This is a genomic window from Paraburkholderia sp. GAS38 (assembly GCF_050434965.1).
Lineage (GTDB): Bacteria > Pseudomonadota > Gammaproteobacteria > Burkholderiales > Burkholderiaceae > Paraburkholderia > Paraburkholderia phenazinium_A.
In genome coordinates, this window is the sequence record NZ_JBNDJO010000001.1 from 678365 (window position 1) to 694774 (window position 16410).

The window sequence follows — 16410 nt, forward strand, 5'->3', positions numbered from 1 at the left end:
TGATAGCGTGAAATTTGGGGGTATGGCGCTATGATGCGCCGTAAATCAATGCGTCGACGAAGGGCTGCCGGCGGCGTCCGGGGCGATCGGCTTGATGGAACCCGGCACGATGCTGGCGCCGAATTCGCGGATCAGCGATTGCACGAACGGGTCCGAGCCAATCTCGCGCTCGGCTTCCTTCTGACGCTGCGCGCGGGCGGCGGCGTCGAATGCGGCCGCAGTGCGGCGCGCCGGGCCCACTTCGACGAGTACCTCGACTTCCTTGCCGAGCCGTTCGGCCAGCGCGATCTTGAGCTTGGCGACCTGCGAGGCTTCAGCGTACTGCGGCACCGGTACATTGAGCTTGAGCGTGGCGCCTTCGAGCGCCATCAGTTCGCTGTTGAAGGCGAGCTGGTAGGAAATGCCTTTAAGCGACAGGCCGACGGCCAGCGCCGGCCAATCGCCGTTGAAGCCGAGGGCGTCGAGCGGTACGGCGGGCGGCAAGGGGCGCGTGTCGACCGGTGCCGGGGCGGATGCGGCGGCGGGCATGCGTACGTCGTCGGGGCCGGCGTCGAAGACCGGCATGTAGCCGTCGTCAGGTGGGCCGAAGTAGTCGTCTTCGGCCGAGAGCGGCACGAAATCGTCAGGCGGCATGTCGTCCCACGGCGGCACGGATGAGCCGCCCTGGCTGCCTTGACCGCCGTTGCGCGCTGCTGGCGCCGACGGTGCCGTAGCGCGGGCGGGCGCAGCTTCCTGCGCGCGACGCGGCGCGCCGGGTGTGGGCACCGGGACGGTCACGCGGGGGGCGGCAGGTTTCTGCGGGACTGTGGGGGCGGGCCTGGCTGCGGCGGCTGCGGCGCGGCCGCGATCGGATGACACTTTCAGGCCGGCGCTGCGCAACACATCGAGCGCGGCGCTGGCGCCACCTGCGCGACGCGGCGCGGCGTCATCGGCTTGAGCGTCGTCTTGCGAGGTCGAGGTGGGTGCGGGTGCTGGTGTGGCTTGAACGGCGGATTTGGGTGTCGAGGCCGCTGTGCCCGTCGCAGCCGTGGAAACCGGTGCAGCGGCCGTTACTGCCGGTGCCGTTGGAACCGCTGCCGTGGCTGTTACTGCCGATGCAACAGGAACCTCTGCGGCGACAGTGACTGGCGTTGCCGCCGGAGCCGGTTCGGCGGCTGTCGTTGCCGCCGTCGTTGCCGCGACCGAAGCCGATTCTGCCGAGTCCGTCGCCGGACTGGTGGTACCCGTCGCCGTGGTCGCCACCGGAGTCACATCGGCACTCGCATCTGGATTAACAACGGGGCTCGCTGCGATCTCCGCGGTAGGAGCCGGAGTGGCATTGCGATCGGCAACAACAGGCTCACCACCCTCTTCCGCCGATGCCGCAGCGGCAATCACCGCCACTTGCGCCGGCGCGCTCTCCGCATGCGAACGCGTGGCGACCGAAGCCGCATCTTGAACGACCGCCTGGCCAACGACCCGCTCAGCGTCCCGAGCAACCGTCGACCGCGCCGCCGAATCCATCTCCACGCGAGCCGTTTCGAATTGAGCGCGCGGACCGGGCTCACCGATACCGTCGCCACTCGGCGCAGCATTCACCGAGGCCGCCGACGGCGTCACCACAGCCGCCCGCACAGGCGCCGCCTGAGCTTGCGATGCCGCTACAGCCGGCGTGCCGCTACGCTTCACCCCGCCGGCGCCCGAGGCTCCAGCCGGACGCCCCGCGGTGGTTGCTCCGCCACCACCGGTGGGCGCCGGCTCGAACGCCAGCATGCGCAGCAGCGTCATCGTAAAGCCGGCGTACTCATCCGGCGCGAGGCCGAGCTCGCTCCGGCCAATCGTTGCAATCTGATAGAACAGTTGCACCTGCTCCGCGCTCAGCGCCTCCGCAAAGCGCCGCAAATCCGTCGCTTCGGGCCACTCGTCGAGCACTGACGACGGCGCGAACTGCGCCCAGGCAATCCGGTGCAGCAAGCTGGCCAGATCCTGCAGCGCCGTCGAAAACGACAGGCTGCGCAAGGACATCTCGTCAGCGACCGCCAGCACTGCCGGGCCATCGCCATCGGCGAGCGCATCGAGCAGGCGGATCAGGTAACTCTGGTCGAGCGCACCCAGCATGCCGCGTACCGCTTCTTCCGTGACCTGGTTGGCCGAATAGGCGATCGCCTGATCTGTGAGCGACAACGCATCGCGCATCGAGCCGTCCGCCGAGCGCGCCAGCAAGCGCAGCGCCTGGGCCTCATACGGCACGTGTTCCTCGCCGAGGATGTGCTCCAGATGCGACACGATATGACCGGCCGGCATCTGCTTCAGATTGAACTGCAGGCAGCGTGACAGCACCGTGACCGGAATCTTCTGCGGATCAGTGGTGGCCAGAATGAACTTGACGTGCGGCGGCGGTTCTTCCAGCGTCTTCAACATGGCGTTGAAGGCGTGGTTCGTCAGCATGTGCACTTCGTCGATCATATAGACCTTGAAGCGCGCATCGACCGGCGCATACACCGCCCGTTCCAGCAGTGCGGCCATTTCGTCGACGCCGCGATTACTTGCCGCATCCATCTCCACGTAATCGACAAAGCGCCCCTCGTCGATCTCCCGGCACGCACGGCACACGCCGCACGGTGTTGAGGTCACGCCGGTTTCGCAATTCAGCGCCTTGGCGAAGATGCGCGAGAGCGTCGTCTTGCCGACGCCGCGGGTTCCGGTGAACAGATAGGCATGGTGCAGGCGCCCGCCGTCGAGCGCATGCGTGAGCGCGCGCACCACGTGCTCCTGTCCGACGAGCGAAGCGAAATCCTTCGGTCGCCATTTGCGTGCGAGAACTTGATAGGTCATCGGGAAATTGTATCAGTAACGATAGCGCGCCAAGGCGATTCGACCGCATACGGATACACGTCGCCGCCTCATTGAAAATGGCAAGCGAATCGATAGAAAAAAATAGGGCGATGCGAGAGCGGCGAACCGGAAGTCGGACAGCCGAGCGGCCAGCAACTGATACGCGAAAAAACCGCGCAAAGTCGACTCAATGCGACTGGGAAACACTGGGGGGAACCGTTGTGCCAGCTTTGAACCAACCAGGCGGCGAGCAACGAACAAACGATGAAAAAAGGAAGGTGACGAGCCTGACCCTCGGCACTGGTGGAAAACGGCTGTGGCTGCTTCGTTCCCGACCTGACCAGGTTGACCGCCCCTCCATGCGAGGAGGCCCGTCACCAAAGATTCTACCATCGGTCGACAGGCCGCGCGACTCCTAATGCGAACAAAGTTTGATGAACGCCCACTTGCGTTCACGCCCGCAACCACCAGATACGGTGTGTCACCGACGCTGGCACCCTACCGGCAGCCCTTGTCCCTACTGCCTGTATGAGTACTATCACCACCGGCAACGCATAGCAATTTAGGCTAAACTGACGTACGAATGTCCCGTAAAGCCGAGCATTCTGCGCATTCCGGAGCGCTTCGAGAGGATCGCCCGCGAATGTTCCAGTGCGGCTCCCTTTGCGGCAACGCGAACGGAAGTTTTCTTAGTTTGGTGTATCGTGGCGAGCAATTCAGGCGGGCCTCGATCCGAGAGAGGTATTCATATATGAGCGAACAAATCAAACATATCAGCGACGCATCGTTCGAACAGGACGTCGTGAAATCCGACAAGCCCGTGCTGCTCGACTTCTGGGCAGAATGGTGCGGTCCGTGCAAGATGATTGCACCGATCCTCGACGAGGTTGCGAAGGACTACGCTGACCGCCTGCAGATCGCCAAGATCAACGTGGACGAACATCAGTCCACGCCGGTGAAGTTCGGCGTGCGCGGCATCCCCACGCTGATCCTCTTCAAGAATGGCGCAGTCGCGGCGCAAAAGGTCGGCGCCCTGTCGAAGTCGCAACTCACCGCGTTCCTCGACGGCAACCTGTAATACGCTGTAGCCGAAGCGCCGCTTGCGCGCTCAGTGCGCGCACATTGTCCGTGTTGTCAGCCGACAACACGGACAACAATTAGATGCTGTGACGCCACGCTGGCTGAAATTGGCGTGTGCTATGCTAGAATCCGCAAAACGTCGAAAAGACGCTTAAGTCCCTGAGCGGTTCCGCTCACTCTCCTCCCAGATTTCATTTCAGGTCGCACCTTCTCCTGCGGGTTCTCCGTATGCATTTATCCGAGCTTAAGACTCTGCACGTGTCCGAATTGATCGAGATGGCCAATGGCCTCGAGATCGAAAGTGCGAACCGCCTGCGCAAGCAGGAATTGATGTTCGCCATTCTTAAAAAGCGCGCCAAGACTGGCGAAACGATTTTCGGCGACGGCACGCTCGAGGTGCTGCCTGACGGCTTCGGCTTCCTGCGCTCGCCGGAAACCTCGTATCTGGCCAGCACGGACGATATTTATATCAGCCCGTCGCAAATCCGCCGCTTCAATCTGCACACCGGCGACACGATCGAAGGTGAAGTGCGTACGCCGAAAGACGGCGAGCGTTATTTCGCGCTGGTGAAGGTGGACAAGGTCAACGGCCAGCCGCCGGAAGCCTCGAAACACAAGATCATGTTCGAGAACTTGACGCCGCTGCACCCGAACAAGGTGCTGCTGCTCGAACGTGAAATGCGTGGCGAAGAAAACGTCACGGGCCGCATCATCGACATGATCGCGCCGATCGGCAAGGGCCAGCGCGGCCTGCTGGTCGCCTCGCCGAAGTCCGGCAAGACCGTGATGCTTCAGCACATCGCTCACGCGATCAAGCAGAACCATCCGGATGTCATCCTGTTCGTGCTGCTGATTGACGAGCGCCCGGAAGAAGTGACGGAAATGCAGCGTTCGGTGGCCGGCGAAGTGATCGCGTCCACGTTCGACGAACCGGCTGCGCGTCACGTCCAGGTCGCCGAAATGGTGATCGAAAAAGCCAAGCGCCTCGTCGAAATGAAGAACGACGTGGTGATTCTGCTGGACTCGATCACGCGTCTCGCGCGCGCCTACAACACGGTGGTGCCGGCTTCGGGCAAGGTGCTGACGGGTGGTGTGGATGCGAACGCGCTGCAACGTCCGAAGCGCTTCTTCGGCGCCGCACGTAACATCGAAGAAGGCGGCTCGCTCACCATCATCGGTACGGCGCTGATCGAAACCGGCAGCCGCATGGACGACGTGATCTACGAAGAGTTCAAGGGCACCGGCAATATGGAAGTGCACCTTGAGCGTCGTCTTGCTGAGAAGCGCGTTTATCCGTCGATCAACCTTAACAAGTCCGGTACGCGTCGCGAAGAGCTGCTGATCAAGCCTGAGATCCTGCAAAAGATCTGGGTGCTGCGCAAGTTCATTCACGATATGGACGAAGTCGAGGCGATGGAATTTTTGCTCGACAAGATCCGCCAGACGAAGAGCAATTCGGAGTTCTTCGACATGATGCGGCGTGGCGGGGGGAGTTAAGCGCTGTTGTATGCACTAAGGGCGCCGCTCTCGCGGTGGCCGAGAGACTGCCCGCCTTTGCGCGGGTTGTCTGATCGGACTAGGCGCGGTTTGCGCTTGTCGATTGAATCTGAAGTTGTCGTGGCCAGGGCTGCACAGCACCGCGTGCATCTCGTCGCTCAGCGCACCTTTGAGCCGGTTCCTTTCGAGTGCGCTCCCGTCTTCTTGTGGCCAATGGCTGGCTCAATTGTACTGCGCAAAGCGAATTGTGCAGGTCCGACGGGATCGTCGGCACCGCAACCGCGCTGGGGTGAACCGCACCGCCGAAGAGTCACCAACCCGATGTTCAAACGAGACAGGCGCCGCAGCCTGTCTCGTTTGCGCGCGGCGACCAGCCGGCAACTTTAACAATTGCTCTCGCCAAATCGTCCTGCATCTAGTGACTCTGTCGAGGTGCTGCGCGTGTAGTAGTTAAACCCGGCTACTCCACTGCCATCGGAAGGGGAAGGGACATCCGAAGCCTTGTAACCTTGCGGAATGTCAAGGTGTATTCTGCTTCGGTCCAGTTCCCTCGGGCTGCGTCCGGGGATGACCGCGCGAGATCGCCTAGGCGTACCCGGCCTGCCGCCACCGGCAAAGGGACTTTCGGTAGGGATACGACTTGCATAGAAATCGGACGCGGTTGCAGGGTGGAGTGCCGGCATCGCCCGGACTCTGTCAATGAGTCGGTCGACAGACTTGCCCATTAACTCGCGAGCCTGTTTTTTACCCTCGTGTGCGATGCTGTCACCCACTGCGCGATCGTCCACAACGTTGATCGTACCTTTCCCCACATGGCCGAGCGCGCCCTTTACTTTACGGATAGCTCTAGGTGTACCCTCGCTGATCCCGGCGCTGACAGCGTGGTCCAGCGCACTTACCCCGGCCCCTCCGACGGACGGGACTACTGCCGATGCAACTTGGTCCACGGCGCGAAAAGCCCCTGACACGCCCGAAGCCACCTGTTCCGCCGATTCGACAGCCGCAGCGCTCCCCGCCCCGTCACCCACAGCTTCCGCAATAACCTCTCCCGTCAACCCAAGCCATTTTAATAAACGATGGCCCGACGGATCGTCCGAGTTCACCGGGTCTCCGCCGCAGTACATATACCCGTTGGCGCCGCCCGCACCCAAGGGACTTGCACTGTCATACGCTGAAAATCGTCCCAGTGACGTGTTGTACCCTCGATACCCGTTTCCGAGCAGGTAGTAGTCAGTCACGCGACTTTGCTTCGCGCCGGTGTATCCCACCAAAACGTCTTCGAGTGCTTTACTCTCTCCCAGGCTGTAACCATATGGCGTATAGCATCGATCAGTCACGTTGCCCCCGCTATAGACTTTGACAACCGATCCTTGCTGGTCGACACCAAACAGTTGTACGACGCTACCGCTCGTGCACAATCGACCTTCCGATCCAAGCCAAGCTGCCCCCGCAGAACCTTGCGTCTCGTTGACCAGTTGATCTCCTGCGTAATACAGCATGACGGCGTTAGCCTCGCCCGAACATTTCTCGGCGACCTGCTTGCCGTTCGCGTCGTACCAGATCTGACCCGAAACCAGATTGCCGACGGTGTTTGTTTGTTGGAGCAGTTGACCGCGCGCGCTATAGGTCAGCGCAAGCCCTTGCTGGTCGGCGATCATATTGCCGTCCAGATCGTACTCGAGTGTCGCGTCCCACTCCGTGACCTTGTTGTTCAAAACCTGCATTAGCTGGGTAGGATCGTCCTCCGAATATTGAAATGTGCTCGTGTTGTTGATCGACTCCTGCTGCGCGTTTGTCAAATCGTAGTCGGCAGTAGCAAGATTCCCGCAGACGTCGAATGTGAAATCTACGGAATTCAGGCTATAGCCGTTGGGCATGTCGGGAAGAACGCTGCCGGTACACTGATACGAAGCCACGCGACCCAACGAATCATACTTATATTCTTCATTGCGGACGGACGCGCCATCTCGTGTCCAACTCCGGGATGTAACCCTGTCGTTTAGGTCGCAAACCAAGGTCTGTTGCTGCTTTACACCATCTGGAGTGCTAATCGTACGCGTTTCCTCGCGTCCCTGCGTGTCATAGGTGAGCACAGTTGTAAGGGTCTTACCTTGGCTATCTTGGGATACTGTTTGTGTAAGCCTCCCAGAGCCGTCATACATATAGGCGGAACTGACTTTATCACTCAAGTTATAGCCGCTTCTAAGGCCCGTCTTTGTATAGGCAATCTTGTGCGTATTGCCAATAACATCCGTACAACTGGTCACCTTTCCGCCGAGCGAATAGTTATAGAAGGCGGCGCGCGAACTCGACTCACCAGCAAAGCTGTAATCCATCGTTTGGGTTTTAATCTTGCCGCAAAGGTAGTAGGTGTTTATCTGTTTTGACTCGTCGCCACTGTCGGCTTGAGTCGAGGCCGTCAACAATGCCCCGGTCTTCGGATCATAAGTGTAGTCAAGAACACTCTCGCTTTGCCCTTCGACCGGGGGGCTTGCAAGATTGCAGTGGGTGATAAGGTATCCCAGTTCAGGCTGAGTGACGTAGTTGAATGTGTTTTTTGCAGGCGTAGTTGCCGATTGTGGCTTGGGTCCGCCATCAACATAACCGTACTGTGTACAACGCGTTCCTGTCTGGATTGACGTGATTCGGCTCAGTCCATCGAATGTTCGTTCACCTAGCAGCGTTCCGTCACCGTCGTCGCCATTGCCGAGACAGGTCAATGACTTGGTGAGTCTGTGTCGGGTATGCGGGGCATAGCTGATCAGTTCCCTCGACCCGTCGGCACAGACGGTTTGTATTTCCCTCGAGAAAAAATCATAGCTTGTCTGGGTCTCGTTCTTCAGAGGATCGATTTCGCTAATTTTCCGTCCAAAACCGTCATATACCCAAGTCGCTTCTGTGTATGGTGTCACGCCGTCGGCTTCGAAACGGGCCTGCGTTATCACGTTCCCAAACACATCGTATTGACTCTGTACTTGCTGTTCTGATACGCCGTCGACAACCACCGTGCTGAATACTGTCATAGCCACAGGATCGGTCTGCTGAGTGGTTTCGTACCCACTATCGTATTGGGTTGACGTCAGTTCGCCCCAGAGGTCATAGGCGTAGCTCGTGCAGTTTGAAATGGACGGTGAGTCGAGCGTGTCACCCGCCAGATAATCATAAGAAGTCTCCGATACTTTTCTGGAAAGTTGATCGTAGACATATTCTTCCGTAACGTAAAAGGCTGAGGTGTTCGAACTGACCATCGCATCAGCATCGCGGACTTCGCTCCGGATCAGCTTGCCATCGGCGTCGAACGAATCGCGCGACTGCGCACCGCTTACGTCCGTTGTGAGTTTCTGCTGCGGAGTATCGGCTGTCGCTTTCGTGTAGGCGCACTGGCGAGTTGCTTCGAACGAAGTCCCCGGACACATCGTCGTCGAAACAAGACGGTGCAGTTTGTCGTACGCGAAGTCCACCGCCAACGAATTGTTGTCCGTTGCCGAGTAATGGAGCCCTGAAAGATATGACTTGGTCCTTAAATGACGGCTTGTTTTCCCATCGAATCCCGTTTTGGTCGTTGTGATGGTCAGTCGTGCGAGAGTCTCATCTTGCGTATAGGTGAATGCATGGGCTGTGTCGAGCGAAGTTGAGGTTTCCGGTGTGATACAGGAGTCGATCACCTGTTTTTTTCGACCCGCGGTGAAATTGTCAGTGGAGTCGTAGTAACTGTGGGTGCGAACACTGTACGCGGTGCCGTCGTCGTCGGCTGCGGTCTCGGTCGCTACGACCAGGTAATAGGAGCCTGCACCGTCGAGCCGAGGTTGGCTGTCATATGTGAATGTTCGATGGCGAGCCGATACAGGCGGCAGGTCAGGTGCCGGAGCCACGACCATCTCTTTAAGATGAGTGGCAAAACCATTGGGATCGGCGGGACAGTTGTTTGCGTCTCCCTCTGCAGGATAGTAAGTGAGAGTCGTGGATACTTTAGTGTTGTCGGTTTTTGTCAACAGAACGCCGAAATTGTTGTCCCAAGTGTATGAGGTTACCTCCTCGCGGGATTTTCCTTCAGCGTCGTAGCGCGTCCTCTTCTCTTTGGGACGTGTATATATAGGTGACTGATTCGGATCATCGGCGCCGAGCGATTCGTCTGCGTAATAAGTCGCCGACTCTGTTTTTAAATGGACGCCACCGTCCTGGGTGGTGGTAAGTTCCACCTGGCGATGAAATTTGTCGTATGTGTAGACTTCAGTGATCGAACTTGCGTCGTCGACAGATTTCGTTACTCGATTACTGTAATAGTACGGTTCGGGGTAGTTTAAGAGTGTATCTGTATTGCTCGTGAAACTCACATTGGTATTGGCGCCGAGGAAATTATTTCCCAAACCGACCTCAGGATATCCACAGTCAATGCCAAATTCATAAGTAGTGGTCGATTTCGGCAGTTTCGGTCCAAGACTTCTGGTATATTTAGAAACAGAGAACATACTGGTAATCGGACCATCTTCCGGTAAAATCAGGGTGTTTCTATATTCGACGTTTTCCGTCAATCCGTTGGAATCGGCAAACGTTTCGACATACCAGGCTGATGCGTCTGAAACAAGTGACGTATAGGTAAATTTTGAGGTATATAGGTCGCTCGAAAAAGTGACGGTGTCGAGAAGGGACTGTAAAAGACTGAGATTTACCGAATACGAATCAGCGCTGGATTCGTCGGCTGTGGGGTTAAAATTGACCGTAGTATTCGCCGTAACGTATTCAAACTCGACAAGTTTTATTCCAGTATCATCGGTAATCGACATGAGTTGAATCACGTTGCCGGACTGATAATATTCGAAATGGATACTTCGACCGCTTCGTGATGTAATTGACTCGATCCATGCGTTGTTGCTGGCGGGATCGTAGACACGATAAGTCAGTCGCTCGCCTTTCGCATAAAGTACGACTATTGTTGTCGGGTCAGGGAGGCTTACCTTCATGTCCTGCAGCTTGTAGCCGTCGAGCGTCGGCGTCCTGCCGACGCTCGCATTCCTCATTACGTAAGTTTGGCCCTCCAGTAAGACCAGTTGTCCGCTGCTGGTGTTTGTGTCGTAGGTGTACCACGGCAACCCCAGGCTCCAACCGTAGCCAAACGGACCTACTGTCCCATCGGTGACACCAATCGTATCAAGAGGGTTGAACTGCAACTCCAGACTGAAATCTGGCCCCAGGCCGTAGTTTCCTTTAATCTTTCCCAGCGTAATCTTCTTCGGGAAAATTCCCGTGCATGGATCGGGTTCTCCGGAAATGGCACCGAGTTCATTGAACGCGGTTGAGTAGATCATTGACATGGTCGATATCCTTTTTCCAATAACAGCGAAAATTAAATGTCATTATTGGACGTGCTTAAATGGGTATTGAAAATTCAGCTAGGCCAGTAAACCGTGACCGATGAAATCGCTTGTTCGTGATTCCAGTAGTCGGTGCTGTCATTGTCAATTGTTATTGCCAGCGTTGTACCAAAACAATCAATTGCGTACAGATCGTTATATCTGTAATCGGAATCCGTACACCCATCGTTCCCGCCCGCATGAAAGTGGCCACCAAAAATACTCACCATAGGCACCCCGGGGATACCGCTAGGATTAAAGCCAGAATCGAACAGGCGCGACATCTCCACTGTCTGCCAGTTTGAGGTGGTCGGGTAGTGACCGGTAATGTCATCCAGAGGCTCCGCAGAATTGTAGGGGCTGCCGTGAGGTGGGTACTCGTACTTGGTATCAGATGGCCACAGCGCCGAATCGCTAGCGTTGAGTGCCAATATTGTGACGTCAGCAAGTCCCGAGGTGCCACCTTGCGTAAATAGGGAAATAACTGGGCTTCCCCCTGGATAGCCCATGTTTACCATTTTTCCCGAACCTTGGTCGGCAGGGCACTTTATATCGAAATCCCACTGAAGAATGGCCGGCACGACCTGCGCGGCTTTTTTTGCGGAGCTGTAATCAATATAATAAATATGAATGCAATCATGATAGCCAGATCCAGATACATATTTATCACTCATCGTGAAATCATCCTTGTCGGCCGTTGGTGTATTTACATTAAAATTGATTGTGCAGGTGTTATAGGTACTATACGGATTGCTTGGCTTTGTCGGATCTTGGTTTGTTGAATCGTCCGGTGGATAGAATGCATATATGGTGGTGGTGACGCCGCCCGACTTTTGCGTAGGAGGAAGCAAAAAAAACAGCAGCGTGTTGGAAACCTGCCCCGTCGTTATTACCGGAGTGGGGACCGTTTTGTCGACGGGTGTGGAATAGTCGTGATAATACTGGTCATTACGTCCGCCCTCATCGCTTGTGAAGCGCTGCCAGCCTTTGGTGGTGACATCGCTACTCTGAGCATGATCCAGGAATTTTATTTTTGATTTAATGTTATCTTCTATCTCTCCGGCTATCGAAGAATCAAAAGTCACGTCGTCAGCCTTGTAAGTGTATTTTACAAAGCAGATTCCGGTCATCTTGCCATTTCCATAAATATCTCGCTCACCTGCTGTGACTTTAAGTTTTTTGGATAACTTAATTTTACTCGGATCGGCAGAAGTATAGAATCCCTGTATTTGCAGGTTATGTTCGTCGTAGATAAAGGTGCTCATGACAGTTATCTCCATGGAGTTTTAAACATTAAAAATTTTGATGCCGATTGGATACTATTTTTTGCAATATATAATTTGACGATGGTACTGTCGCACCTCCTTTCGGATAATGAGTTTGATGAAAATTCAATGAGATATTTATTTTTAGAGAAGCGCATCGATAACGAAATAGTTCGAATTACAGTTATTTTATGTGGATGTAAGAGATTTAATATTGTCGGCGCGTATCGATAAACTTGTAGTTGTATGTTAGTGGATCGACACTGCTAAACGTGACACAAACGTGACATTTTTGTCATCACGGCAGGTTTGCGTATCAACATGATCGTTCGCCAATAGAAAATATCGCCCGGAGCCACTGGCTGGTAATTCAGAGAACCATTCTTGTGGATTTAGCGCTCTATAGTTACATCGTGGCTGCATTGTGTTCGTTGCTACGTGACGCAAGTTATTGAGGTGCCGCACGGATATGTGATCTGGTCATGCAGAATCCGGCATTGGAGTGCATCGCAAGACGCCGAGGTCGCACTGGCATTCGTGCCGAAGCAGGCGCGAACCGCCTCGAGCTCGAGTTGCGTGTTACGTTTCCAGCGAAGTCATTGAATGGTCTTTAAGGGATTTGCGAATGCCATCTAACGCAGATTCGCTCCACATTCGATCCAGAAACCGAAGATAGGACGATAACTAGTCAGTTTGGATGGCTGGGACATCCTGCAGAGCCTCATATGAGCAACACTCAAACGATGAGGTAGTCTCACGTGCGGTTCTAATGTGATGAAGCCTATCGAAGTCCTTCGCCCAAGTCATACTGGTATCCGAGTTGGCCTGGCGATGCCGCGGATTCGGGCGGTTCCTGCAGCATTGCCGAGGGGGTGGGAGCATTGAAGATGAATGCCCGGCTAGACGCGAGAATGGCGTTGTATAGCGAGCTGATCGCGTTCGACCACTACAACGAGCTACACCTGCACGCCGCCAGGAGATATCGCGTACTACAGGAGGTCTGCTCTAAAGGGCGATCATCGATGCCGGTATTCAATTTTAATGGATTGTCTACCTTTAGCAAAACGAAAGGAGTGATCGTTTCCTCATCATCAGGATTTTTAATCGACAGGTTTCCATTCAGGCGCGAACAGGTCTAGTATTTGACGGTGGGATTATTTTATTGCGCCGTCGATCATTACCTTCCGCTGGGTAATGGCCATTTTTTTATTCAATGAGGCTTCTGAAAATCTTCCAGGTCTTACGGCGAGACATTTTATGCCTCAGCCATGCCGGGGGAATTAATTACACCTGGTAGCTTCGCACTTGAGTTCTCCATTTTTTTGACGAGGCACACATATTTGCATTGGTCACTTCCGGTTCAGGGCAAATCGATAGCGATGCGGTCGACAGCCATGATTCCCTCAGTGGCATTTCTTCCGGTGCGGCAGCTTCTTGGAGAGGATTTTCGATGCGAATTTTAGTCGTTGGTGGGGGACGCGTCACTGGAAAATATATCGCCAGGTCGCTGTCCGAGGCTAGTCTGTTGGCAGACTGGGTTGATGAAGATGATGCTACCGGAGAGCACCTCGCCGCCAGTGGGAACTATGGTCTGGTTGTTCTCGCTTCTCGCTGCGCCGCAGAGAAAGATTGGAGCTTTACGCGAGTTGGATCAAACGGACTCTACGCTTCGCCTGTACTTTTAACGGCGTCACGTGATCCGCATGCTCATACCCTTGGAGCGAATGACTGCTCGATTCCACCTCCCAATTTTGCCGAACTTCTTGGGAAGGTGCAGGCTATCCTGCACTCTCAAAGCACGCAGGATCGCTCAGTGTTGGTGGTGGCCGACATGGAACTGGACCTGGTGCGTCGGAAAGCAATGCGTCAAGGCAAAACGACTTCATTAACCTCAAAGGAATTTTCCTTGCTGTGGTTGCTGACGGAGCGGACGGGCGAGATTCTTCCCCGTTCAATCATCGCTTCGCAAATTTGGGGCGTGAATTTCGTTAGTGGAACAAATTTCGTTGAAGCGACGATCAAGCGGTTGCGGGCGAAAATCGATCACAACTTCCATCCCAAGCTGATTCACACAGTGAGAAATATGGGTTACGTGCTTGAGGACCGAGACGCGGGCGCTGCCACTGCACGTCGAAGACGTGCAGTGGCAGACTCCTGAAGGGAAGGGGTTGACGCCACGCGACCCGCCAATCAATGTTTCGTCGACGTGGACGGTATAACGAAAGTCTCAGCACACGGATCGTTCGGCTCGCAGCGATCCGTAAATAGTGTCTGGCGATTCTGCCGCTGCTCGTCCAGCAGAACCTGAAGCGACTCCGCCTCGAAGGTTGCCTCCAGTTCAGCGCGGTCGGCAATCTCTTCCATTGTCCCGATGAGTAAGGCTCGATCCAGGTTCGGCAAATCGCAATCGCGAATCGTCCTCGCCAACGCAGCAAGTTTTGCGAACTGAACGACGTTCCGTTGACCAGCCTTCAGCATCGTTTCAAGCGAGTCTTCGAGTGCTTGAGCGGCTTGTTTGGATCTGAATTTTTTCCAGACGTGAAGCGCGTCATTGAACATGGTAGGTTCTCCGCTGATTAGAGATAAAACGCCTGGTGCAACCGCGCACTGTTAATCCGACGCTGCCCGTAGCGTCTATTCCCGAGTCCGGGATCGCAGCTTGCCGGTTTGCGCCGGCCCTGACGACACATTCGCCTGTGGCGCATTCGTGTTCACCACCGCTGCCCCACTTTCCGCCAACGCACGTGCCGCGAATCCCGTCGCAATGTACTGCGCTATGGCCCCGCCACCGGTAACACCCGCCCCGGACGATGAAACCAGCGACCCACCTGCCGATTGCCCGGAAAAAGTCGCCAGCACAGAATAGGTATCGCGCGCACCTGCGCCATTAGTCTCCCCATCGCTTCCGGTGGTGCCGTTAAAGCTCTTGCACGAGTCCGACTGACAGACCGCCGGGGTCTCGGCGCCTGACGCATTCGTCGTGTTCGCCAGCAACGGTATCCACACAACCTCCTGTCTGCGATAACCCAGCGTCACGCCGAGATTGCCGGTCGGCAACTGCGACACATCCAGCGCAACCGCCGTATTGGTTCCGAAAATCAGCGTATTGCTATGCTGCGGCGTACTCGAACAGGACACCGTCGCAAACACCACCGCGACGATCGACATAAGCAGTTTCAGTAACGGGTCACACATGGCCCTCTCCCGTCAAGTCCGTCATTGACAATCTTTCCGGCAGCGACCAATTGCGCATCGGTCTGCACCAGAAAAACGAGCCGGCAATCCAGCGGGACCGATATCTCGCTATCGTCGAAATATCCGATCCCCGATTCCCCGCCAAAACGAATTCCAACCGAGCGCAGACGCGTGGCAACCAGACCCGGTTGACCGCCCGACGAACGATAGATGTCTAGCCGCACCAGACCCATCACATGTGTTTCGGTCTTTCCATCGTCATAATGCGTCGTCTCAATCACGCATGCCTGACAACTCAGCATAACTAACGAAATAACGAACAGATTCTGCAGCGCCCGCGCGATCAACTTCATTAAGCGTTCTCCGGGGTTGCCTCGGATGATGAGTAATCTCTGTCGCGCAAGCCCCTAACGCTACGTCTTCTGATTATTGAAGTGCCTCTTGCGATACTTACTTAGTGTCTGTCTGAATTAAGCTTTCTAGTGTTTTAGCGAACCGATCCAGCGATTCCAAGGCAGTGTCCAAAATTTTCGAAACCGGTCGAAACACTGTGCGGTCTCAGGATGAAACTGCAACAGCACCTTGTGGGGCGTTGCACGGATCTGCCATCTGGACATGCCGTACGCACCCCTCCTCGCTCGGGTATCGAATCGTCCGGATTCACGTGACTTCCGCGATCAATCAAAACGCATACTTAATTCACAATTCTGCAAACACGACGATTTCAATTTCATTCTCCCACCTATATTTTTAAATTTATATTGGAATCTTCGTATCAATAGATTAAAAATCAACCACAGGAAATTTCCACAAGCATTCTTCGCCGGGGCAAGCAGTGGGAAACTTCACCGATCTATCCGAACGTAATGTTCCATCCATGCTCGCCGAACAGGCAGCCATGGTTGCCGCTCAGGCGCGCATGGCCTTGTCCGCGAACTTCATTCCGTCCGCTGCTTCATCTCGTTGAAGCAGCGCCAATAACAGAGTAGTTGACGCGCTCCGTGCCGACGGCACGAAACGCGGCGTGTTTGGGGCGCTCGCACAGGCCCGCTTTTTCCAACAGATATGAAAAAAATTTCGTACGGCGGCCGCATTCCAATATGGAGTCGTCATTTCTCTCCGATGAGCGCCAACGCAAAGCATGTGTTGCCAGCTCCCGAAGCGCCGGGATTCGTATGAGCCCCATCGTTATTCTCGTCCTCTCGGTC

At 55.5% G+C, this 16410-nt stretch carries 9 protein-coding genes and 1 other RNA gene; 3 read left to right on the forward strand and 7 right to left on the reverse strand.

Features of this window, described 5'->3' with window-relative positions; all coding sequences use genetic code 11:
* Positions 1–45 precede the first annotated feature (45 nt).
* Both dnaX and ffs read right to left on the reverse strand, forming a co-directional pair.
* Positions 46–2814, reverse strand: coding sequence for a DNA polymerase III subunit gamma/tau (gene dnaX, locus P3T42_RS02880; protein ID WP_429305124.1), 2769 nt, complete (start codon positions 2812–2814; stop codon positions 46–48).
* 277 nt (positions 2815–3091) lie between these two features.
* An RNA gene (gene ffs / locus P3T42_RS02885) (signal recognition particle sRNA small type) lies at positions 3092–3190 on the reverse strand.
* 375 nt (positions 3191–3565) lie between these two features.
* On the opposite strand from ffs, the gene trxA reads away from it, so the two are divergent.
* A complete protein-coding gene (gene trxA, locus P3T42_RS02890) occupies positions 3566–3892 on the forward strand; it encodes a thioredoxin TrxA (protein ID WP_006048864.1) in 327 nt (108 codons plus the stop codon).
* Between the two features lie 230 nt (positions 3893–4122).
* The gene (rho, locus tag P3T42_RS02895) at positions 4123–5391 is read left to right on the forward strand and encodes a transcription termination factor Rho (protein WP_074298516.1); all 1269 of its coding nucleotides are present in this window, start codon (positions 4123–4125) and stop codon (positions 5389–5391) included.
* Positions 5392–5774: 383 nt separating this feature from the next.
* Here rho and P3T42_RS02900 read toward each other — a convergent pair whose 3' ends face one another.
* Both P3T42_RS02900 and P3T42_RS02905 read right to left on the reverse strand, forming a co-directional pair.
* Positions 5775–10703 carry an RHS repeat-associated core domain-containing protein gene (locus P3T42_RS02900; RefSeq protein ID WP_429305125.1) on the reverse strand — a complete coding sequence of 1643 codons (4929 nt, stop codon included), beginning with the start codon at positions 10701–10703 and terminating at the stop codon, positions 5775–5777.
* A gap of 74 nt (positions 10704–10777) precedes the next feature.
* Positions 10778–12007, reverse strand: coding sequence for a hypothetical protein (locus P3T42_RS02905; protein ID WP_429305126.1), 1230 nt, complete (start codon positions 12005–12007; stop codon positions 10778–10780).
* 1450 nt (positions 12008–13457) lie between these two features.
* On the opposite strand from P3T42_RS02905, the gene P3T42_RS02910 reads away from it, so the two are divergent.
* Positions 13458–14165 carry a winged helix-turn-helix domain-containing protein gene (locus tag P3T42_RS02910; protein WP_429305127.1) on the forward strand — a complete coding sequence of 236 codons (708 nt, stop codon included), beginning with the start codon at positions 13458–13460 and terminating at the stop codon, positions 14163–14165.
* A gap of 32 nt (positions 14166–14197) precedes the next feature.
* Here P3T42_RS02910 and P3T42_RS02915 read toward each other — a convergent pair whose 3' ends face one another.
* The 3 genes from P3T42_RS02915 to P3T42_RS02925 form a co-directional block, all read right to left on the reverse strand.
* Positions 14198–14566: a hypothetical protein gene (locus P3T42_RS02915; protein ID WP_429305128.1), complete on the reverse strand. Its 369-nt coding sequence runs from the start codon at positions 14564–14566 to the stop codon at positions 14198–14200.
* A gap of 75 nt (positions 14567–14641) precedes the next feature.
* Positions 14642–15202, reverse strand: coding sequence for a hypothetical protein (locus tag P3T42_RS02920; RefSeq protein ID WP_429305129.1), 561 nt, complete (start codon positions 15200–15202; stop codon positions 14642–14644).
* The gene (locus P3T42_RS02925; RefSeq protein ID WP_429305130.1) at positions 15184–15555 is read right to left on the reverse strand and encodes a hypothetical protein; all 372 of its coding nucleotides are present in this window, start codon (positions 15553–15555) and stop codon (positions 15184–15186) included. Before P3T42_RS02925 ends, P3T42_RS02920 begins: the two co-directional genes overlap by 19 nt.
* Positions 15556–16410 lie beyond the last annotated feature (855 nt).